A 21,866-nucleotide genomic window follows, 5' to 3' on the forward strand; every position below is an offset into this window, starting at 1 on the left:
CCGCCGCCCGGTTGGGGATTTAGCTTGCGCACCAGTCGCGCTGTCCGGGGACCGCGACGGAAAGGAAGGTCAGGTGGAATTCGATGAGTCCGGCGATGTCCTCATTGGTGAGGCCGAGGGTTTCGCCGCGCGGGTCGGTTCCTCCGGTGATGACTACGTTTCCTACGTAGTGCTGGTGGGGCTCGTTGTGGATGGCGTAGAGGATCGTTGCAGGCCGGTTTACCGGAGCGTCGGTCATCAGCCCTTCGTCGTTGAGCCACATCGTGAGCCTGGGCGAGATGTCGACGGCGTCCACGGCCTGGCAGTCGATCGCGCGGTAGAGGATTTCGAGGTGTCCGCCTGCGCCGATTGTGGGCCAGTCGAGGATTTCGAATTCGCCGTTGGTGCGGAGAATCAGGGCGTACCGGTTCTGCTGTGCGGTGGTCATTGGGTCCCTTTCGCGGGGTCGGTGTGGTGTGTTGGGTTGGTCGGCTGCCACCGCCGACCAACAAGATAACTGTACCTTGCTTTATTGCTGCACGGGGTGATTCTCGGAGCGTTTCCGCAGGTCAACCCATATGGGTGGTGCCCGGCGGCGGGCGGTTGGCGGGTCGCCGCGCCCCTACCGCGTAGCGGTTGGGGCCCGTTCGGGAGCGCGGAGCGCTGCCGGGCGGTGAGGGGGCCGGTTCGAGCGCGCGGAGCGTGCGGCCGGGCGCGGAGCGGTCCGGCGGGCCGGGTTCCTCGGGCGTGAGAGCGCGGAGCGCTCGGTCCGGGCGCGGAGCGGCCGGGCACGCCCTGCGGGGTGAGGAGCGCAGCGGATCACCCCGCAGGCGGCGGGCCGTCGAGCGCCCGCCGCCGGGCACCACCCATATGGCTGTTGGTCAGGTCGTCGGGCTTGGCGGTGCCTTGCTGCGCCCCGCTCGGTCCGGCCTGCTGTCGTGCTTCGCTGCGCCCCTGGGGTCGGTGTTCAGGTGCCGGTGACGGCGCGTACGGCGGCGGCGAGGTGTTGGGCGATGTGGTCCAGTCCATCGACGACGCACAGGTCGGGGAGGAAAAGGCCGGCGGAGAACTCCTGTGCGCCGTCGGGGAGCTGGGGGTCGTCGGGCCACTCGTCGGCGGCCGCGCGGTCGTAGGTGAGGCAGAGGTCGCCTTCGACGTCCACGAGGAGGGTGAAGGGCGCGGTGTAGGGGCCCCAGAGGTAGCCACAGATGCCCCAGTGGCCCGCGTCGGCAGCCCAGGTGGGGCCGAGGAGTGCGGCAGTGGCGTGGGCGATGTCGCTGATGCTGAACGGGTACTCGATGCCGGGCGCGGGGTGGTGCAGGCGGAGCCTGTGCGGGGGTGCCGGGGGCGGCTCGGTGGCGGCGGTGATCAGGTGGTCGTTCTGGTCGGGCATCAAGGGTTCCTCGCGTTGTGGGCGGGCCGTGGGCCCGGTGTGGGGCGGCGCGCCGTGGTGGTCGGGGCTGCGGCCGCCCGGTTGGCTGCTGGGGGCGTCAGGAGGCGCGTACGGGCATCAGGAGGTGGCGGTAGCCGTCGCCGGTCGGGCGGGTGCCTGTGGTGAGCACGAGGGGCGGCAGGTTGGTGCTGCCTTCCTTCGGGTCACGGAGGTGGAGCGTGAGGGTGTTGGCCCCGGCGAACGCGTCCAGGGCGTCCTTGAGGAATGCGGGGTTGGTGTGGAGCTCGCGGGCCGTGGGGGTGGGCCCGTGGAGCGTGGTGGATGCCAGGTGCATGCCCTTGATGCGGGCCAGGTCGTCCGGCTCGCCGATGCGCGGGGCGAGGGTGAGGGTGCCGTCGTCGTCCCACCGGAGGGTGACCGGGCTGCCCTGCCAGCCCGATGCGGCGATCAGGGCGGTGCACTTCTTCAGGGCGCGCTGCGCGGTGGCGCGGTCCAGGGTGAGGGAGGTGTCCACCGTGGTGGGGAACAGAGCGCTGTAGCGGGGCAGGGCCCCTTCGCGGGGCTGGATGGTGAGGGTGGTGTCGCCCACGGTCAGGGTGAGTTCGGGGGTGCCGAACGCGATGCCGACGGGGCCGGTGCAGGTCTTGAGGTGCTTGGAGAGGCGGGTCAAAACGGTGGCGGGGATGAGCGCGGTCAGGGGGTGCTCGGCGGTGGTGGCCGGGTGGTCGGGGTGCGGGGTGGCGGGGACGTCGGCGACGGCGAGGCGGTAGCGGTCGGTGGCCGCCAGGGTGAGCGTGTAGCCCGTCAGGGTCACCTGCACGCCGGTCAGTACGGGGAGGGTGTCGTCCGTGCCGGCAGCTGGGATGACGCGCTGGAGCTCGCGGTAGAGGTCCTGGGCGTCGATGTGGGCGGCGAGGGGCGCGGGCTTCTTGGCCGGGGCGAACTCGCTGACCGGGAACGACTCGATCGGGACGGTGAGGTGGTCGGTGCTCAGGAGGTCCCCGGCCAGGGTGACGGGGGTGCGTGCTGCGGTCGCCTTGGTCTCTCCGGCGACCATCGCCTTCATGGCCTTGGTGAGCTGGGCGAGCGGGAGCAGCGAGGCTCCGGCCTGGGTGACGGTCGCGGTGGGCACGGTGATGGAGACGGCGGTCTCCCAGTCGTTGGTGCGCAGGGTCAGGCCGGTGTCGTCGGCCTCGATGAGCACACCGGTCTGAGCCGGGGCCGTGGCGCAGAGGGTGCCGAACTCGGCGGTCTTGAGGGCGTCGGTGAGCGGGCCGTAGGGGGCGGTGACGTGCGCGGTCGCCATCGGGGTGGAGTGCTCGGACATGGGTCTCCCTTGAGAGCGGGTGGGGTGTGTTGCGTGGTCGGCTGCCACCGCCGACCAACAAGACAACTGTACCGTGTAATGATGCTCTGCAGGGTTGTTTTCGAAGCGTTTCCGCAGGTCAACCCATACGAGTGGGGTGAGGGCGGGGGGGTTGTCGGGGTGCCGCGCCCGTGCCGCGCAGCGGCGCGGGTTCCGTCCGGCAGCGCGGAGCGCTCGGGGTGGCGCGAAGCGCTGCCCCGCCTGGCCGGACGGTCCCGCCGTGGGGAGCGGAGCGGACCCGGCAGGGAGGGTGGCGGGGTCGAGCGCGCGGAGCGCGCGGCCCGGGGCGCGGAGCGGCCCGGCGGCCCCGGCACCCTCGGGCGTGAGAGCGCGGAGCGCTCGGCCGGGGAGCGGAGCGGACCGGCACGCCCCGCAGGGGTGAGGAGCGCAGCGGATCACCCCTGCACGCGGCGCCCCGTCAACCCCCCGCCCCCACCCCACCCGGAATGAACGGGCCGTCAGGCCCGGTGCGCCCTGGGCTGCCAGGCCCTGGACCGGGCCGCTGCGCACCTTGGGCCGCCGGTCAGAAAGGTGCAGCCCTGCCGGTCGTCAGCTGCGGGTGCGAATCGCGGGGTCGTAGTCGAGACGGGCCACCCGCTCCCGCAGGTCGGGGTAATCGGACAGGTCCAGATACCGCGAATTCGCCGCATAGCGCAGCAGGCCGAGCATGCGGTGCAGGATGTCAGCCTGCTGTTGCTGGAGTTGCCACTCCCTGTCGCCCGGTGCCAGACCGTCCGGGCTGAGATGGGCCTGTGGGTCTGCTCGGAACCGCAGGTGCTCCGCAAGGCACTCCTCCAGGGCGCTGGGCCAGTTCATGTCGACCGGGCCCTTGTCGATGCTGTCCTGATTGACGGGGGCCGCCATGAGCGTCCCCTCCCGGGATCGGTTCGCGCGCTCCTGGAGATCCGGGATGGCAGTCAGGGCCAGCGCGGCAGCGCGGATGGCGTCGGCGTTGGCCAGTGCCTTGTGCCGCTCCGCTCGGCGGCGGCGGCGCTCACGGGTGTGCTCCACGCGCTCGTTCTGGGTAGGGGGGCGGATGCCGTCGGCACGCGTGGACTGGCTGAGCTGGAGGTGCCGACGCTCGGCGGACTGCCGGCTCTTCATCCCCAGTGCATCAGCGATCCGGGTCCACGTCACGCCGTAGGAGCGTGCCAGCGTGATCAGCATGAGCTCGTCATCGAGGAGCTTGTCCCGCAGTGTGCCGAGCACCAGGAGCGCGGCGAGCACGTCGGTCTCGGACACCTCGGGTCGCAGGCGGCCTTGGGCCCGCCGGCAGATCTGGTCGTACCGGCGGGCGATCTCCCCTAACCGCTTCGCGTCGGTGATCCCGAGGGCGTCCTTACGCCGGACGCCTCCCGGTGTCTCCAGCATGTGCGCCCAGGCGCGTTCCCGGTCTACCTCGGCCTCCGGACGGTCGAAGCGCCGGGGCTTACGTGTCGTCATGACGACGACTCCTTTCGTCGTCCGTGTGACGACCGAATCACTCGGCGGGTCCGCCGGGTCGGCCGCGCGGGCCGGGTTGTGTACCCGGGCGGGCGGCACGGCGGCTCGCTTCCCGCCGGCGGCGGGGTGGGCGCGCGGTCCTTGCCCTTCGGGGCCCAGCGGGCGCGCGCGGCTGCCAGCAGCGCCAGTGTGACCGCGACCAGGACCGCGACTATGTACTGCGAGACGACGCTTTCGACGACGGAATTCAGCATGGTGATCGGCGCACACGAGTGCGCGGGCTCCCTACTCGACTGGTGCTCTACGAAGCGCGCTGGGACAGCACGGCCCGTCGGACAGCGGACGCCGCGGCGTGAAAACAGCCGACGGAGCGTCCCGGTGTCATGAGTCTGCCGGGCCCTGTCAGGGGCACATGCCACCAGCGGCTCCAGCACACGATTCGCCACGGTTCGCCAGGCCCAGCTACAAGACAAACTCACACAAACACGACTTCTGAATGTCGCCTTCCGGATGCATCCACGCGGTAACAGCCCCTACAGAAAGGCCCGTTCGGGATCGCATGGCTGTGCTCATCGGGATCCGTACGACGATCAGCGTGCCGCGACGCCTCGTACCGGCCAGCACTTCGACCACCGGCTTGGCGTCGGGCACCGTGTACGTCTCGTCACCCGTTCGACCCTCACCCGCAGCAGGGTCGCCGCAAGGGCCGCGCCGACACGGCACGCGAGCGCGGCAGCCAGGCGCACGAACAACCCGGGCCGGCTCTCGGGGTGCGGCGCCAGCGACGTCGCCGGGCGGTGGGGTGATGCCTCCGGCGAGGTAGCGCCGCCGTCCTCCGTGGGAACACGGCGCTCCGGGTGATCGAGGGGGCGGCGGGACGTCGCGTGGTTGGCCGCTCATCGGCAACGCCGCTCTGTCCTTGCCCCGGCCGGGGTCTCTTGTGCCGAACTGGCTGATAGCGAGCGCGTGGTCGAACTACGCTGATGGCCCTTAGAGCTCGTAACACGATCATGGTCGGGTCTTCTTGAGGCGTCGGTAGCAGATGAGGCTGCAGGCGAGGGAGACGAAGGCGTCGTGGAGTTCGGTGCGGCGTTCCCAGCGGACGGCGAGTCGTTTGAAGTGGTGGAGCAGGGCGAACGTCTGCTCCACGACGTATCGCAGCTTGCCGATGCCCTTGATGTTCGGTGATCCCTTGCGGGAGATGACGGGCAGGATTCGTCGGCGACGGAGCTCGTCGCGGTGGGCGTTGGAGTCATAGCCCTTGTCGCCGAGCAGAGCCTCTGGTCGTCGGCGGGGTCGTCCGGGTCGGCCTGCGACGGGTGGGATGCCGTCGACCAGGGGCGAGGGTCTGGGTGACGTCGTTGACGTTGGCCGCGGTCGTGATGACCTTGAGCGGGGTGCCGCGTCCGTCGCAGATCAGGTGGTGTTTGCTGCCCGTTTTCCGCCGGTCGACCGGCGACGGACCGGTGTCGGCGCCCCCCTTTTCGCGCGAATGTGGGAACCGTCCACACACGCACGCGACCAGTCGAGTTCACCGGCCGCGTTCAGCTCGGCGAGCAGGACCCGATGCAACTGGTCGAAGACTCCTGCCTGCTGCCACCGGTCCAGCCGGCGCCAGCACGTCTGCCCCGATCCGAAACCCAGCTCCACGGGCAGGAGTTGCCAGGCTATGTCGTTGTAGAGGACGAACAGGATGCCCTGGAGGCAGAGCCGGTCCGACACCGGCCTGGGCCCCGGCGACCGCTCCGGCCACGGCGGCAGCAACGGCTCGACCAGAGCCCACAACGCATCGTCCACGATCCACGGTCGAGTACCCACACCCTCACGAACGGCCGAATCATCACACCGGTAACGGCCTACCAGGACGATTCAGCAAGATCGTGTTAGGAGCTCAAAGGAATTCAACGCAATCCTGTTGCCGGATATTACGATGCGAGTTTTTACTTCCCGTCCAGAATTGCGATCGCCCATGCGGTCTCCTCGCTATCGGGTGACACCGTCAAGCTCTGCTCGTCACCCTTGTCGACGAAGACGTTGCCGATGGCTACCGGGCCTCCGCACTTGACTTTCACCGGGTCTGAATCCTCGCTTCGAAGGAAAAGATTCCCCCGCCCACCGCATCGTACGTGAACGGTGTAGACGTCCTTGGCCGAAACGAAGGAGTCGATTTCCTGGGTGCCTTTCCCAGCAGTTTCCGGGATCAAGTAATCAGCCTTCTTCGGCAGCTTCAGGTCGAGGGGCTTACTTGCGGTCGCAGGCGTAGATGCTGGCTTGGCGTCCGCTTCCTTCGTGGACTCGCCGTCCCCGGATGAGCATGCCGAGAGAAGCAAGGCGAGCAGCGCCGGGGCGACGAGTGCAACTTTGCGCATCAGAGATCTCCTCAAGTGGGGTGCCCCGGAGGCCTTAAGGTCTCCGGGGCACCTCTCGTGTACGGGTTTGGTCAGCCGCTGATGACCCAGCCCTCACGGTACGGGGCCCAGACGTCCATGTACTTCTTGTTGCTGATAGTGCAGTTGCTGTTGGCGCGGGCGATGTAGCCGTACACCTTCTCCTTCTTGATGCCGTAGTCGCCGTACACGGTCTTGTGCGCCTTGACCTTGCCGTAGGCCTCGACTCCCAACTCGGAGGTCCAAGACTTCTTGACCGACGCGGTGACCTCGGTCTTGATCTTCCCCAGCCACAGGACCTTGGCCTCGCCGCTGAGGCTGACGGAAGCACCGATCTCGGTCGTGCCGGACTTCTTCGAGGTGAACTTGAAGTCCATGGTGCTGCTGCGCTTGTTCTGCACGAACGTGCTGTACTTGACAGACATGGTGTTTGTCAGGTTCCTGCTGATGTGCACGAAGTTGTAAGGGCTGCCGCAGTACTGCCCGGTGGGCGAAGAGAGGTCTTCCGTGCCGGTAATGGGCTCATCGGGAAGGTCCGGTCCATCCACCTGGCCGGGCAGATCGAGATCCTCGTTCAGCTCGTCGATGGACTCGACACCGCTGAGGACCTCTCCTCCCCCGGACGGGGCATCGCCGAGGTCGTCCGACACAATCGTCGAGCCCTCCGCGATCACTGGCGCGTCGACCGGAACGTCCGTGTCCGCAAGTGCCGGCGAAGCCGCACCGCCAAGAATCAGAATGCTGCTGACTGCGCTGACCGCAACTCTGGTACGTACGGACATTGTGCCCCCCACAATCAGTACGCGTTCCCCTTTGGAACTGCGCCCTGAGATGAATTCTTGCACGACATCCGCCCCGTTGAAGAAAAAGCTCAATTGTTTGAGCTAGATCTGAGCTTGCGCGGAAGACAACGTTGTCCTGCCGAAGGATGAGAAAGGCGGCTCGTCCGGATTCTCGGATCGAGCCGCCTTTCTCATCTCATTGCGCAGACGAAAGCAGTCAGAAGGTCAGAGACCAACCGTTCAGTGTGCCAGTGGAACCTGCGTCCGTGTCATCTATGTTGAGATTCCACGTGCCGGATGCCGGCGCTGTGCTGACATCCACTGTGTAAATGTGTTGAAGGGTGCCGCCTGACTCCGATGAAGAATCCGGCTTGAGCAGGTACAGCTTCCCGTTCGGATCGACCAGGTGGATAGTAAGGTCGCCGAGCCACCCGTGGGTGATGTCGACATACACCTTGAGTGCCTTGGGGGCTGTGCCCGTGAGTCCGCTGACCGTGATGGGCGAACGCACGTAGTTGGCATCAGGCAGGACGACAGGGGTCTGGCTCTCGTACGAAGGGAAGTCGAGCGACCAACCCTTCAGCGAGCCGACGGCGCCGGTCGATGTGTCCTGGATCCGCAGCGTCCAGGTCCCACTCGCGGGAGAGGTGTGCGCGTCGATGGTGTAGGTGCCGCTGACTGGTGAGTCAGTCGCGGAGGTGGACTTAACCGGGTAGGGCTTCCCGTCAGGAGCGATCAGGTCGACCTTAAGGTCCCCGGACCACTCGTGGACGGCGTCCACCTGCACCTGCAGTGCCCCGGAGGCCGCGCCGGGCAGGCCGGCGACGGCAATGGCTGAGTCGAGCGTGCCCGCATCCGGGATGGCGACGGTTCCCTTCTTCGCGAACGAATTCGGGATCAGAGTCCAGCTCCTGAGTGTGCCGCCACCGCCCTTGGAGCGGTCCTCCACCTGCAGCTTCCATGTGCCGCCGGCGGGGGATGCGCTGGCGTCCACGGTGTATGTCGCGCTCAGTGCACCTTGGGTCTGGCTTCCGCCAGTTGCCTTGAGCGGGTAGGACTTGCCGTCCGGGGCAATCAGGTCGATCTTGACCTCGGGGTGCCAGTCGTGCGTCAGATTCACATGCACCTGTAGCGACTTGGACGCCTTGCCCGTCACCCCGGAGATCGTCACCGGCGACTGCACGATTCCCGGATCGGGGATGGCGTAAGCCTTGTAGTTGCTGATGTGGGACGCCTGCGGCTTGGAGTCTGGCGTAGGCGGCGAGGTCGGCTCGCTCTCCCCCAGGGCCTTGCCTATGTCCAGACGGGGGGTGGTCACAGTCCCGTCGACGATGGGCTTGCCGGTCGACTTGAGCAACTGTTCGAGTTCGTTAATGGGCTTGGTGGGATACGTCTGGCGCAGGACGGCAAGTGCGCCGGCTACGTGTGGTGCCGACATTGAGGTGCCGCTCTCGGCCGCGTACGCACCCTTGCGTATAGAAGAGACGATGCCTTCCCCTGGTGCGAGCAGGTCGAGCAGGGCGCCGCGGTTGGAAAAATCCGAGACTGTGTCGGCGTAGCTCGAGGAGCCGACGGTGATTGCGGTGTCGACACAGGCGGGGCTGTTGACCCTGTTGCTGAAGCCGTTGTTGCCTGCTGCGACGACGGTGGCGACTCCGGCTTCGAGCAGGGCGTCGATCATGGGCTTGCGTACGTCGGAGCCGCAGGGAGAGCTGTACTGTCCGCCGCCGAGGCTGACGTTCGCGGCGATCACCGGAGTGCCCGCCTGCTGAAGTTGCAGAACCTTCTCCAGCGCCGCGACCTGAGCGCTGCTGAAGCTCTTGACGCAGGGCGTGTTGCCCTCACCGCAGTAGTCAGGGGAATCCAGCTTGCTGAACACCTGAATGGCGATCACGTCGGCATCCGGGGCGACACCCGAGACGGGAGCTGCAGCGATGCCAGCTCCGTCGCCGGCCGCGATGCCTGCGACATGCGTTCCGTGCTCGCACTCGGTGATGGTTGCGCAGGGGCCAGCCTCGGAGTCGGCTGTTCCTGGCCCTTCCTCAGCCTCTGTTCCTCCGGGGCACAGGCTCGTGGCGGAGTACGCGGGGTCGATCGGCGAGAAGCACGCCTCGGAGATCACACGTCCCTGGAGGAACGGATGCTTTACCGCCACTCCCGTGTCGATGACGGCAATTGCGCTTCCTTTGCCTGTCTTGCCCTTCTTGATGGCCTGATCGCCCCCGATGAAGGGCACGCTGGTGTCCAGGGTGGGGTCCGAGAGGGTGTCCTCCGTCACACTCACCACGCCAGGCTTGGTGGCCAGAGCGTCAAGGCCGCCCTTGTCGACCTGGAGCGTGACCATCGGCAGCTTCTGGAACTTCTGCATCGTTTTGCCCGCAGCGGATGCGCTGGATAGGTCCGCTCGCTCTTCCGTCACGACGTTGACGCGAGCAGTGCCCTTCTTGGCCGCAAGGTCGTACAGCTTCGGGTCGATGGACCCGTTCGCCGCAGAAGCTGGAGCATTAGGCGAGTGAGTGCTAGCCGCCGCCGGCGCCGCCCCGATGGCCAAGGCCATCGCCGCGGTCGCCACCACGGCCCATATCGGTCTGTTCATATCGCTCTCGTGGAAGTGGGCAGGCGCAGCCCGCCAGTTGAAGTGGCACCCCAGTTGCGAGAGCCCAGCACGAACCTCCGTGCGCTGGCTCGATCAAGTAGCAACTAGGGCGGCACGGATGCCGCAACTGCCGCGTAGAAAAGGAGACGGCCTCGTCTCTCGCACGGCCGGGAGGCGGAGCTCCCCGCGCTCCGCCAGCAAAGGTGTCGAAGTGCCGCACGCCCCCTCGTGCCGATCACCCCTGGATCGGCACGGACCTTAGAGCGAGTTGTGAAGGTCTTGCAAGGTGTCATGGAGTCGGAGGGCCGCATCCGGTTCATTACTTGCGCAAACTTCTTGATGTGAACCTGCCGCCCGGTCGATCAGTAATCGCCGAAATCGAACGCCCGACGGATTCAGGTCGGCAGGATCTCGACAGCAAACCGGAAGGTAACTTCCCAGTTATGCAAGCCCGGAGTGCGCAAGGTCACGCGGGCGCCCGTGTGCCTCATGTGAAGATGGCATGTACATTCGTCCGGTGCAGATCACAAGGCAGGGCGACCCACACTTCGCCAACCCGTCAGGACCACGCGGAGTGTCACTCATAGTCAGAAGCCTCCTATGGCTCACTGCCGCCATCCTCGCTCTCGTGGTCGTCTGGATCCTGTGGGCGATCCTCATGGTCGGCGCCGGGCTCGCCACCGCTATTTTCTGCACCCTCCTCCTTGCACCTGGAGCGGTTTTCTACCTGGTCAGTAGCACCCAGGCGAAGCGCCGTGCTCGCAGCTGCGAAGTGGACGTCACTACTGTGAGCATCGCGCAAGGTGACGAGATGCCGTCGTCTCGCCACTGAGCTCGTCAGAGTAGCCACGGGTGACAGCGCGGCATGGGTTCGGAGTGCGCTCCGGACAGGGCTCCCGTGCCGTTGAGGCAGGTGCCCGACCGACCTGCCTCACGCCTTGGTCGAGTGCGTCACGATGCTCATCGCCACCCGTGAAGGTGACTGCCGGTGCAAGCTTCGCCTCACCGGCGGGCGCTGAACGCATTGGTGTACCTGCGCCGCCACGACACCTGGCCCGGATCGCCGCGGCCTTCGGGATGTCCGCCGGCACCGCCCATGCCTACGCCACCGCAGTCACCGGCCTGCTCGCCGAGCCCAACCCCGAGTTCTACAAAATCGCCGCCACGCACGCGGGTGTCCCCGCTCACCGCTGCGCCTTGGTCGACGACAGGGGGCTGAGCCGTTTCGAGGAAGCTGTGGCAGCCGGCCAGCAGGCTGTTGAGATGCTGACCTCAACTGAGGACTGGTTCCGGGCTGGTGAGGGATGGGGTGAGCTGGCCACGACCCTGACCGCCGCGGGTGCCGATCCGGGGCAGGTGCGTGACGCGTGGAACGAGTCCGCCACCGCGTATGCCCGGGCGGGCGCGGACGAGGAAGCAGCAGTGTCCCGTACCCACACGGAGAAGCTGGAAGAGCAGCCACCCGCAGCGGTCTGTCTGCCTTCCGAGGAGTCGTCGGGTCGTGTGGGTACGGCGAGCGCGGGCACATAACCAAGCCGGAGCAGGCGCTGCGTGGGGCCGGGGGTGCCGAACCGTTCTGTCAGGGGTCAGAACGGTCGGAGGGCGCGCCGAGAGAGGAATCACTCACCGGGCGTGAGGGTGGCGACGACGTCGCCGGGCGGCGGAGTGATGCCCCCGGTCAGGTAGCGCACACCATCGCCCTCCGTGGGAAGAACGGCGCCTTTGGTGATCGGGTGCCTGCGCGAGGCCGCGGTGCGCCACCCGTAGCGCTCGTCCCACACGAGGGCGGGGGCCGGGACCTGGTCGCCGTCGAGGACGAGCGCGGCAACGACGTGGGCGTCGTCGGGGAACTGGACGTCCGGCGCGGCCTGCTCCGTAGTCCAGCCGGCGCGCTGCAGGGCGGCGGCGACACCTTCCAGGTACGGGGCGGCGTGGCGGGCGCGCAGGACGGTTTCGGCGCGTGCGGTGGCGCGGCGTACCTGTCCGGCCGGGTAGCCGAGCTGGGCGGCGGCCTCCGCTGGTGTCAGGGTCGGGTGGGCTTCGATGTGGTCGGCGATGCGGTCGGCGCGCAGCCGGGTGAGGGCCTGTTGTGCGGTGTCGCGGTGGACACCGAGGCGGGTGGTGACGGTGGCGGCGCTGATGGTGGGGTCGGCGTCGAGCAGCTCGGCGACGCGTTCGGGGACCTGGTCGCGCGGGACCTGGTCGCCGGTGTGCGTGGGCCGGCCGCCGCGGGTCGCGGCCGCTTCCCGTCCGGGGCGGCCCGCCTGGAACGCCTTCACTGCGTGGCGGGGCCAGTGGTCGACCCCGCCCGCCTCGATGCGGGCCTCGGTCAGGGCGGGGGCGCGCTTGTAGATGTCCCAGGTGTTCGGGGCCACCCCGAGGAGTGCCGCGCACTCGCGGCGGTCCAGGAGGTCCCCGTCGTCCTCGACCTCCGGGTCCGGGAGCGGAGGGACCGGCTTGCCGAGGAGATAGGCGTCGACCTGCTCCCCGTCGTAGAGCCGCGTGCGGGAACCCTTCGAGTTGACCGGGGCCGGGAACCCTTCGGCGGCATACGGCTTCAGATGGGCGTAGCGGTCGATCCCGACCCCTTGCTGCGCGGCGAGGTCCGCCAGGTTGCGCACGAGGTGCTGCCGGCCTGCTCTGATCACGGGGATGTTCCTCCAGGACTCGCTGTGTCAAAAAAACCGTACCGGCTTCGGTCCGGTCCGATACGCGGGTATCTTGCGGGTGGGCCCCCTTCGGGGTGGTTGTGTTGTGGCCGGCACCCTTGCCACCCGTTCCTTGAACGGACTGGGTGCCGGCCTTTTACGTCCTGGACGTGCTCACGCACCTCCCGCGACCGTGCGTGCCGGGCCCGTCGGGACCGGTCCGCCCCCGGCAATTCCAGTGCCGGGGGCGGGCCTTGCCTGAGACGCCGGGGTCAGGCGGCCCAGCCGATCGAGGACACGTAGCTGTAGCCGTCGTAGTCCGAGCCGATCAGGTCCAGGATCTCGTCCCACACCGCGTCGAGCTCGTCCAGGTCGTCGTCCATCCACGCGTCCACGGCCCGGTCCCAGACGCCCCGGACGTTGACGCTGCGGGGGGCAAGGTCGCGCCGGTACTTCTGCTCAACCCCGCCCTGGTTCACCGGGTTGATCTCCACCCGGGTCCCCCGGCCGTTGTTGTTCAGCCGGTTCTTGAGATCCGCGGCGACGTTGCGGCGGCGCAGGTCCCAGTACGCCGCGTCGAGCCGGGCCAGGTTCGCCTTGTTCGGGGTGCGTTCCTCGGCGAGCCAGGCCATCAGGGTGCGCGGGGAGACATGGACCCCGGCCCGGTCCATCGCCTCATACCCCGCATCCGACTTCGTGAGGTAGTTCAGGCGGGCGGCGAGACCGCGCTCACTGTCCACGGGCGAGGCAATGCCTCGCACCATCCCCTCCATGGCGATGCCGAGCGCCTCCGCTCCCGGTGCCCCGTTCGCGCCGTACCTCCCGAAGTCCATCCAGCGGCCGGCCATCAGCCGCCCACCTTCCCGACCAGGTACTCACCGGAGGTCTTGCCGTCACCCTGCTTGATCTTCAGCTCGGACACGCCCCGGCCCTCGGTGAACACCTGCCGCCAGTCCCCGGTGACGTGCAGCTCGTCGGTGTGCTTCAGGGCGACGACGTCAAGCCCGGCCTGGTGGGCTTTGTAGGCGCGGCCGCAGTGCAGCGCGAACGCCTGGGCATGGATGTTGTGCATCCAGTCCGGGCGGACCATCTCCCGGTTGTGCACCGACTCCCCCATCGTGCTGACGAACTTGCTGTACATGGCCTTGACGTACTCCAGCGTCAGGACGTCCCCGGCGGCGATCGCCTCCGACCGTGCGGCCACCAGCAGCTTGCGCAGGGCGTCGAGGAAGTTCTCGGTCGCTCCGGACGTCCAGGACTCGTGGACGGTCGGGGCCTCGGTCAGGGCCCACTTGGGGCCGGACAGGCGCAGCAGGAGACGGAGGGTGGCGTCGGTGATCCAGAGTGCGCCGGGGGTGTCGCGGTCGCCGAGGGGGTCGGGCAGGTGGGGGTGGGTCCAGGGGGCGGGGGTGATCAGGTGGACGCCGGACCGCTTCGGGCCGATGCCGTCCGATCCGGTGGTGTGCTCCAGCTTCCCGATCGGCAGCCACACCTTCAGCGCCGACAGGTAGGCGGCGTTGACGTCCAGAGCGGTCACCTTGACGTCCCGCTGGGCGGCGCGCATCGAGTAGGCGGGGTTGTTGTAGGCGGGGCGGGCCTCCCAGATCTGATCCGGCTCCCGCTTCGAGGGCTTGTGGAGGATGTCGGGGAGCGCCGGGTAGGCGGTGTATTCGTAGCGGGCGGTGGCCCGTGTCTCGTTGAACAGGTGCATCACGTCCGGGATCGCCCGGCCGATCAGCGCTTTCAGCGCGGCGTCCTCGTCTCCGCCGGCTCGCTCGGCCTCGTGCTCGACCGCGCCCCGGATCAGCCCCATGAGGTCCGCTTCCGCGCGCTCGGCGCTCTTGGAGCGGCGCTGGGGGCGGGTCGGCACCCTGGCCGGAACAGGCGACGCAGCCGGGGCAGCCGCCGGAGCGGGAGCGGCGGCCGGGGCGGGTGCGGGCGGTGCCGCCGTGGGCGCGGCCGGGGGCGTTGCGGTGGCGGCGGGCTGGCACATGGCCCCGGAGTGGAGCGGGCGGCCATCGGTGGACTGGTAGGTCGTCTCGACCCCGCAGCGCACGCACGGGCCCGGGTCACCCTCGATCGCCCGGCCGTCCTCACCGCGCAGCGTCTCCAGCCCGGTCAGCGCGGCCGGCACCGCGACAGCGGGCGTCTCGGCGGCGGCCCGGGCGGGGGCGGTGCCGGGCTGGTTGTTGAACAGGGCCGCGACCGGGTTGTCCGCCGGGTCGGCCGGGGCGGGGTGGAGCTCGGCCAGGCCCTCCAGCAGGCGCAGGTAGGGCAGGCGGCCGGGCGGGGTCGGGTCACTCTTCCCGCTCTCCCAGGCAAGGACCGTGCCGCGCGAGACCCCGACCGCGGTGGCGACCTGGGCGCGGGTCAGCCCGGCCGCCTCGCGCAGCCGCAGGCGCTCCTCCGGCGGCGGCATGGCCTTGGCGAGCCGGGCCTCTTCGAGCAGCGATTCAACACTCACTGGATCGTTCATGAGAAAACTGTACCATCACTGACCTGTATTTGATGCTAGATTGTGCAGCGGACATACTGCATTTGGACGGCGCGTAGCGAGGAGCATAGGGGTATGCAGCAGACACCGCAGGCGAACGGGTCCGGGATCACCCTCCGGCCGCACCAGGTCGAGGCCGTCGAACGGATCGTGTCGGGCCTGTCCCTTCCCGCCGACGGGGCGCTGCCGGTGGGTGGGCTGCGCGGACAGGTCCACATGGCCACCGGCACCGGCAAGACCATCACCGCGGCCGTCGCCGCGCTGCGCCTGTGCCCGAACGGCATGATCGGCGTCCTGGTCCCCACCCTTGACCTGCTCACCCAGACGATCGAGGCATGGCGCAGGGCCGGGCACCAGGGCCCGGCCGTCGCCGTCTGCTCCCTCGGCGCTGACCCGCTGCTGGAAGCGCTCGGGGTGCGGTGCACGACCAACCCCACCCAGCTCGCCCTGTGGGCCGGGACGGGGCCGATGCTGGTGTTCGCGACGTACGCGAGCCTCGCCGGGCAAGGCCTCGCCGACGACCAGGACGACACCCCGGACGCCACCGCGCCCGGGGCTCTGGAACAGGCACTGCGCGGTTCCTACGGACAGAAACTGGCCCCTTTCGACCTCTTGGTGGTCGACGAGGCGCACCGCACGTCGGGAGACGGCTCGAAGGCCTGGGCGTCCGTTCACCACCAGGACCGCATCCCCGCCGCCCGGCGCCTCTACATGACCGCGACCCCCCGCCTGTGGGAAGCAGGCCCCCGCGCGGAGGAGACCGACGTCGACGAGCCCGGCTCGACCGGGGCCGGGGCCCCCGGGCAGAACGGCGGGGAGGTGCTGGGCGGGCGGCTCGTCGCCTCGATGGACGACACCACCCTGTACGGGCCGGTCCTCCACGAAACCGGCCTCATGGAGGCCGTGGAAAGGGGAATCCTCGCCCGGTTCGAGGTCGACGTACTCGAGATCCGCGACCCCTCACCACTCAGCGAGCAGGCCACCGACGAAGAGCGCCGCGGCCGGCGGCTCGCCGCCCTCCAAGCCGCGCTCCTCAAGCACGCCGACGAGTCGGGCGTCCGCAGCTACATGACGTTCCACTCCCGGACACTGGACGCCATGGCGTTCAGCCGGGCGATGCCGGAGACCGCAGCCCGCCTCCACACGGCCGACCCCGCCGCCTACCCGGCCCGTGTCGGCTCCGAGTGGCTCTCCGGCGAACACCCCGCCACCCACCGCCGCGACGTCCTGAACCGGTACGCCGACGGCTTGGACGCCGAAGGATGGGTCACCGAGTTGTCGTTCCTGGCGTCCTGCCGGGTTCTCGGTGAGGGGGTCGACATCAGGGGCAAGCGCGGCGTGCAGGCCGTCGTCTTCGCCGACACCCGCTCCTCGCCGGTCGAGATCGTCCAGATCATCGGACGGGCCCTGCGCCAGGAACCCGGCGACGGCAAGATCAGCCGCATCATCGTGCCCGTCTTCCTGGAGCCCGGCGAGGACCCCGGCGACATGATGGCGTCCTCCAGCTACCGCGGCCTGGTCGCAATCCTCCAAGGGCTCCGTGCACACGACGACCGGGTCATCGAACGCATGGCCCTGCCCATCACCACCGCACGAGGACAGATCACCTCCGTCCTCGCCCTCGACCCCCAACAGCCGTCCCCGGCCGACGAGCACGACGACCAGGACGACGAGCACCACCAGGACGACGGCCAGGGCGACGGGCTGGGATCCGCGGTGGCCGGCACCGAGGAAGGCGGCCCCGAACAGGGCGCCGACGAGGGCCAGAGCGAGGACGACGAGGAGACCGACGCCGCGCCAGGCATCCCCCCCATCACGACGCCGCTGCTGCGGTTCTCCCTCCCCCGCGACCCGCAGGCCGTCGCCCTGTTCCTGCGCACCCGCGTCCTGCGCCCCGACACCGAAATCTGGCTCACCGGATACAACGCCCTGCGCACCTGGGCCCACAAGCACGGCCACGCCCAGGTCCCCAGCGACACCACCATCGAACTCGGCGACGGCGGCGCCACCTACGCACTGGGAAGCTGGGTCAGCGAACAGCGCCGCGCCTTCGGGGCCGGAACCCTCAAAGCCTGGCGGACAGACCTCCTGAACGAAGTGGGCATGGTCTGGTCGGTCGGCGACGCGGGGTTCTGGCGGAACCTGAACGCTGCCCGCTCCTACTACGCCGCGCACTCCACCCTGGCCTGCCCCAGGAACACCGCCTGGGACGGGGTCGCGGTAGGCCAGTGGCTCGCCAACCTCCGTCGCCCTAGCGGCCTCGGTACCGACCCCGTACGCGCCGACGAACGCTGCCGGGCGCTGGAGGACATCGACCCGGATTGGAAGCCCGCGTGGTCCGTCGAGTGGCAGCGCCACTACGCCACCGCCCGGACCCTCCTATCGGAGGAGCACGGCCTGACCGAGGTCCTGCCCGGCGTCACCGTGAACGGGTGCGACGTCGGCGCCTGGATCCTCCGGCAACGCGAACACGAAGTGTGGGAGGGGCTGCTGCCCGAGCAGCGGCAGCGACTGGAAGGGCTCGGGCTGACACCCCTGCCCGCCGCGCCGAAGAAGAAGCCGGCAGCGTCGACAGGGGCGTTCGAGCGCGGGATCCTCGCGCTGGAGCAGTACCGGGCCCGCACCGGAAGCGTGACCGTCCCCCGAACCCACATCGAAACCGTCACTGTCGACGGCCAGGAGCACCCGGTGCGGCTGGGTGTGTTTCTGACCAACAGCAAGACCCGCAGGGGAAAGCTGGCCGCCGACAAGCTCGCACTCCTCGCCGCCCTCGGGCTGGAGTGGGCGGCGGCGTAGTGCAGCGGGGTGGGCCGCAAGACGTCTCTCTTGCGGCCCACCCTGTGGTGATTTCGGGTTGCGGTCTCACACGGGAGGAAGACCCGGAAGCACCGTCCCGCCAAGCGGTGTCGCCACCGACTCAGCAGCGGTTGAGCGCACCACCGTCGTCGAGGTTGTCGTCCGAGGTCCAGCCCTCGATGCTCGTTCCAGCGATCCGCACGTGGGTCCAGGTGTTGCCGTAGTCGTTGACCACATAACAGTGGTAGTACACGTGGGTCTTGTAGGGGACTTCAGTCGTCACGCTGTCGCATGACGAGTACGGGCCGGCCTTCAGATGGGTGCCGCTCTTCACCAGGTCGCCTTCGCCGGCGTCGCGATTGCTCCAACCCACTCCGATGCAGGAGACAGCGGCAGCCGGCGCGGCAGTGATCAGAGCGTTCGCCGGTATGACCAGGCCGAGCAGGGCCGTGGAAAGGATCGCCGTCTTCTTGGCCTTCCGAAAGCCAGCGTGCAACTTCAAAACGATCTCCTCTTCGAGCTGCCGCGCGCGAGCTGTCGCGACAGGTTTCGGTCGGATATTCGATATGGAGTCAACACAACTGGCGCCTCACCAGCCCCACGCACTTCCCTCAATGCCTGAAAGAAGGTCCAGGGACGGCTGGAAGCGTTCTACTGAACGCCCAACGTCATCCACGGAGTAAGGGTCACGCGGGTCATCGACCGGCGGACCGCTGAGTGGGCGAAGACGGCGGAACTGCGGTGTTGTCGGTGCCGGGTGGGACGATGAGGCGAGCAAGACCGGCGCGGAGCGGGGGACCTGTGGCTATTGAGTGGGATCGGGCCGGGCAGCCAGGGTTCGACAGGATTGTCGAGGCGCTGGTGCACCGGATGTACGAGGCGTCCGCGAGCGTGGAGGCGGTCAACGGGCGTGGCGGGGACGCTGGTATCGACATCAAGGTCACCAGCAGATCTAGGGTGCTGGCTTCGTTCACTTCGAGCGGGTCTGGCTCAGCTTTCGTGCTGTGTGACGCTCCGTTACGGCTGGACGTCGAAGAGAGCAATGGACGGGGGTGGCGGGGCGAGCACTGCGCGAAGGCGCGTCAGTATGGCTCGCCACTGCTTCCAGTCTTCCGGGTCGACCCAGTTTGAGGCCGGCCCATCCTCGTCGCCGACGATGCGGGCGAGGGCTTCGTCGGCGAGTACCCGAAGGTCGGAAGGGAACGCGGGCATCGGTGTTTCCGGCCCATAGGACATGTCGACGGGTTCGCCTCCCGGGCATTGCGCCGCGATCAAAGCGGCGGCGGCCACCGCCTCTTCCGCTTCCGCGAGGTAGCCGGTTGCGTCGATCGTCCGGATGAGGACGCCTCGGATCAGGGCTTCACGTGCCTCGGGCTCGGCATCGTCGAGCGCGTTGGCGAAGTCCGCGGCTGTGTCGTTGTCGAAGGGACCGGTATCCCAGGTGCCCATGCTGATCTCCTTGCGTATGCTCGCCGGGATCTTCGCATCAGGCACTGACAACACGGCTACGGGGCGAGCAGGACCCGTTTGCGAAGAAGGCCGAAGCCTGCGCGGCCGAACATGGCGCCTGACCCCTCAGTAACGACAGGAGTCGAATGTGAGCGCACTGCGCTGGCTGACAGCCGGGGAGTCCCACGGGCCCGCACTGGTGGCGACGCTGGAGGGCATGCCCTGCGGAGTGCCCGTCACCACCGCCATGGTGGCCGGCCACCTTGCCCGGCGGCGGCTCGGATACGGTCGCGGCGCCAGGAATGAAGTTCGAGCGCGATGAGGTGACCATTCTCGGCGGGGTACGGCGCGGACTGACTATCGGGTCACCGATCGCCATCATGGTCGGCAACGCCGAGTGGCCGAAGTGGCAGAGCGTTATGTCAGCTGATCCCGTCGATCACGGCGTCCTCACACAGCAGGCGCGCAATGCCCCCCTGACCCGACCCCGTCCAGGGCACGCCGATCTTGCGGGGATGCAGAAGTACCACCTGGACGACGCCCGCCCCGTGCTGGAGCGCGCGAGCGCCCGGGAAACCGCTGCCCGTGTGGCACTGGGAGCGGTAGCCCGCTCCTACCTCAAGGAGACGGCCGGCATCGAGATCCTCAGTCACATCACCGAGCTGTCGTCTGTAAGGGCTCCACACGGAGTCTGCCCAAAGCCAGCGGACGTAGAAGAACTCGACGCTGACCCGGTGCGCTGTCTGGATCCCGGCACATCGCGGGCCATGGTCGCAGAAATCGACCGCTCGCGCCGCGACGGCGACACCCTGGGGGGAGTAGTCGAGATCCTCGCCTATGGTGCCCCGGTGGGCCTTGGTTCACATGCGCACTGGGACAGGCGCCTTGACGCCAGGCTCGCCGGCGCCCTGATGAGCATCCAGGCAATCAAGGGCGTCGAGATCGGTGACGGCTTCGAACTCGCCCATCTGCCCGGCTCCCGTGCGCACGACGAGATCGTTCCCACCGTTGACGGCGTTCGCAGGTCCTCTGGCCGCTCAGGCGGAACGGAGGGCGGAATTTCGACGGGCGAACTGCTGCGTGTACGGGCGGCGATGAAACCCATCGCGACGGTACCGCGGGCTCTGGCCACCGTCGATACTGCCACCGGAGAAGCCACCACAGCCCACCACCAGCGCTCCGACGTGTGTGCGGTCCCGGCAGCAGGAATCGTCGCTGAGGCAATGGTGGCGTTGGTGCTGGCGGACGCAGTGGCAGAAAAATTCGGCGGTGATAGCGTCCGCGAAACGCGATGCAACGTCACGAACTACACGGACCACATGGCGATACGGTGAGCCTCCCTTTCGCGGTACTGATCGCCCCCCCCGGCGCGGGAAAGAGCACCGTGGCAGAAGCATTGGCGAATGCTGCTCACGTCACCGTCCGCGACACCGATCAGGACGTCGTGGAGGAAACAGGGGCGTCGATTGCAGAGATCTTCGCCGTGTACGGCGAAGACTTCTTCCGTGCACTGGAGGAGCGTGCCGTGCGACGGGCTGTAGCCGGGCACACCGGCGTAATTGCTCTCGGCGCGGGCGCCGTCTTGTCTGCGAAGACAAGAGCACTGCTCCGGTGTACGCCCACCGTCTTCCTTGACGTCACATGCGAAGATGCCGTCGCACGTCTCCAATCTGACACCTCAAGGCCCTTGCTGGCAGGCGACCTGCGGCAGCGGTGGGCCCGTCTGGCGGCCGCACGCCGGACGTTGTACCAGGAGGCTGCGCGTCTCACCGTGACTACCCATGCGCGGACACCTGTACAGGTAGCTGAAGAGGTACTGGGCCGGTTGTCGTCGAGCCCACCGTGTTGATCATCGATGACACGCATCGCATTCTTCAAGGGCGCAACGCGTAGGTGCGCGTGATCCTGCAGTACATCGGGACCGCGGGCAAGGCCACCACTGCCAGGCCAGGGATTTGCGCCTGTCTCCCATCGGCGCCTCGGCGGCAGTGAACGGGCGTCTGTTCCTGTCCGGGAGCTGGGATTACGCCTCGCCGAAAGCCGACCGGGACAAGTGGGCACTCACGTCCAGGTGGACCATGTCGAGGAGTGGCACCGGTCTTCGGCATGGTCGACGAGATGGCATCTCGGGACGTTGACGCGACATGACGGCACTGCCGGCCCGCTGCCCGCACCGTCGACTGTTCACTGTGCCGAGACCAGAGATGTCCGTAGGGTGCGTGCATGGCCTACGAGACCGAGCGGTCCGTTCAGGCAGCGATTGCTGCTGAGATGCGGCTTCTCGGCCCCGACGTGCTTGCTTGGCCAGCTCTGGTCTCGGAGCTTCTGGACCCGAAGTTCACCGAGATCGGCGCGTCGGGGCGACGCTGGGACGCGACGTCAATACTCATGCTGACGAGTGCTGGTTCGGTGGTCCCGGTGGGCCTGGTCCGCTTCTTAGAAGTCATCTCATTTGGATGACTCGGTATTCTGTGCGCCATGGTGGGGATCGTTGAGCGGTTGGTGCCGGACGAGTTGTGGGAGTTGTTCCAGC

At 68.2% G+C, this 21,866-nt stretch carries 16 protein-coding genes and 3 pseudogenes; 6 read left to right on the top strand and 13 right to left on the bottom strand.

Going from position 1 to position 21,866, the window contains the following annotated elements; translation table 11 throughout:
- Nucleotides 1-19: 19 nt before the first annotated feature.
- From ACFXOA_RS30765 to ACFXOA_RS30800, 8 genes and pseudogenes are all read right to left on the bottom strand, one after another.
- Nucleotides 20-427 (bottom strand): DUF3846 domain-containing protein, encoded by a 408-nt coding sequence (locus tag ACFXOA_RS30765; RefSeq protein ID WP_385035208.1) that lies wholly within the window; start codon nt 425-427, stop codon nt 20-22.
- A 519-nt stretch (nt 428-946) separates the two neighbouring features.
- Nucleotides 947-1,372 (bottom strand): hypothetical protein, encoded by a 426-nt coding sequence (locus tag ACFXOA_RS30770; RefSeq protein WP_385035209.1) that lies wholly within the window; start codon nt 1,370-1,372, stop codon nt 947-949.
- Nucleotides 1,373-1,469: 97 nt separating this feature from the next.
- Complete coding sequence (locus tag ACFXOA_RS30775; protein WP_385035210.1) at nt 1,470-2,699, bottom strand: hypothetical protein; 1,230 nt, start codon at nt 2,697-2,699, stop codon at nt 1,470-1,472.
- Nucleotides 2,700-3,287: 588 nt separating this feature from the next.
- Nucleotides 3,288-4,181 (bottom strand): hypothetical protein, encoded by an 894-nt coding sequence (locus tag ACFXOA_RS30780; protein WP_385035212.1) that lies wholly within the window; start codon nt 4,179-4,181, stop codon nt 3,288-3,290.
- Between the two features lie 1,008 nt (nt 4,182-5,189).
- A pseudogene (locus ACFXOA_RS30785) lies at nt 5,190-5,999 on the bottom strand (IS5 family transposase).
- 122 nt (nt 6,000-6,121) lie between these two features.
- Nucleotides 6,122-6,550 (bottom strand): hypothetical protein, encoded by a 429-nt coding sequence (locus ACFXOA_RS30790; RefSeq protein WP_385035214.1) that lies wholly within the window; start codon nt 6,548-6,550, stop codon nt 6,122-6,124.
- A gap of 71 nt (nt 6,551-6,621) precedes the next feature.
- A complete protein-coding gene (locus tag ACFXOA_RS30795; protein WP_365097416.1) occupies nt 6,622-7,218 on the bottom strand; it encodes a hypothetical protein in 597 nt (198 codons plus the stop codon).
- 349 nt (nt 7,219-7,567) lie between these two features.
- Nucleotides 7,568-9,946 (bottom strand): proprotein convertase P-domain-containing protein, encoded by a 2,379-nt coding sequence (locus ACFXOA_RS30800; protein WP_385035216.1) that lies wholly within the window; start codon nt 9,944-9,946, stop codon nt 7,568-7,570.
- 628 nt (nt 9,947-10,574) lie between these two features.
- On the opposite strand from ACFXOA_RS30800, the gene ACFXOA_RS30805 reads away from it, so the two are divergent.
- Nucleotides 10,575-10,778 (top strand): hypothetical protein, encoded by a 204-nt coding sequence (locus tag ACFXOA_RS30805; RefSeq protein WP_365097422.1) that lies wholly within the window; start codon nt 10,575-10,577, stop codon nt 10,776-10,778.
- A 124-nt stretch (nt 10,779-10,902) separates the two neighbouring features.
- Nucleotides 10,903-11,089, top strand: a pseudogene (locus tag ACFXOA_RS30810) (transposase family protein); the annotation flags it as partial.
- A gap of 476 nt (nt 11,090-11,565) precedes the next feature.
- Here the strand turns inward: ACFXOA_RS30810 and ACFXOA_RS30815 are convergent.
- The 3 genes from ACFXOA_RS30815 to ACFXOA_RS30825 form a co-directional block, all read right to left on the bottom strand.
- Nucleotides 11,566-12,594, bottom strand: coding sequence for a DUF6292 family protein (locus tag ACFXOA_RS30815; protein ID WP_385035218.1), 1,029 nt, complete (start codon nt 12,592-12,594; stop codon nt 11,566-11,568).
- A gap of 272 nt (nt 12,595-12,866) precedes the next feature.
- A complete protein-coding gene (locus ACFXOA_RS30820; RefSeq protein ID WP_385035220.1) occupies nt 12,867-13,442 on the bottom strand; it encodes a transcriptional regulator in 576 nt (191 codons plus the stop codon).
- A complete protein-coding gene (locus ACFXOA_RS30825) occupies nt 13,442-15,070 on the bottom strand; it encodes a helix-turn-helix transcriptional regulator (RefSeq protein ID WP_385035222.1) in 1,629 nt (542 codons plus the stop codon). Before ACFXOA_RS30825 ends, ACFXOA_RS30820 begins: the two co-directional genes overlap by 1 nt.
- 93 nt (nt 15,071-15,163) lie before the next feature.
- Between ACFXOA_RS30825 and ACFXOA_RS30830 the strand changes: the two genes are divergently transcribed.
- Entirely contained in the window at nt 15,164-17,884 is a 2,721-nt protein-coding gene (locus ACFXOA_RS30830; RefSeq protein ID WP_385035224.1) for a Helicase associated domain protein, read from the top strand.
- A 121-nt stretch (nt 17,885-18,005) separates the two neighbouring features.
- On the opposite strand, the gene ACFXOA_RS30835 is transcribed toward ACFXOA_RS30830, so the two are convergent.
- The gene (locus ACFXOA_RS30835) at nt 18,006-18,386 is read right to left on the bottom strand and encodes an SH3 domain-containing protein (protein ID WP_385035226.1); all 381 of its coding nucleotides are present in this window, start codon (nt 18,384-18,386) and stop codon (nt 18,006-18,008) included.
- A gap of 515 nt (nt 18,387-18,901) precedes the next feature.
- A complete protein-coding gene (locus ACFXOA_RS30840) occupies nt 18,902-19,333 on the bottom strand; it encodes a DUF4259 domain-containing protein (protein WP_385035228.1) in 432 nt (143 codons plus the stop codon).
- A 148-nt stretch (nt 19,334-19,481) separates the two neighbouring features.
- Here ACFXOA_RS30840 and aroC point away from each other — a divergent pair.
- The 3 genes and pseudogenes from aroC (at nt 19,482) to ACFXOA_RS30855 (ending at nt 21,793) form a co-directional block, all read left to right on the top strand.
- Nucleotides 19,482-20,667, top strand: a pseudogene (gene aroC / locus ACFXOA_RS30845) (chorismate synthase).
- Nucleotides 20,625-21,182: a shikimate kinase gene (locus ACFXOA_RS30850; RefSeq protein ID WP_385035230.1), complete on the top strand. Its 558-nt coding sequence runs from the start codon at nt 20,625-20,627 to the stop codon at nt 21,180-21,182. The pseudogene aroC and the gene ACFXOA_RS30850 overlap by 43 nt, the downstream one beginning before the upstream one ends.
- 374 nt (nt 21,183-21,556) lie before the next feature.
- A complete protein-coding gene (locus ACFXOA_RS30855; RefSeq protein WP_385035232.1) occupies nt 21,557-21,793 on the top strand; it encodes a hypothetical protein in 237 nt (78 codons plus the stop codon).
- Nucleotides 21,794-21,866 lie beyond the last annotated feature (73 nt).

Source organism: Streptomyces sp. NPDC059166 (assembly GCF_042755185.1).
Classification (GTDB): Bacteria; Actinomycetota; Actinomycetes; order Streptomycetales; family Streptomycetaceae; genus Streptomyces.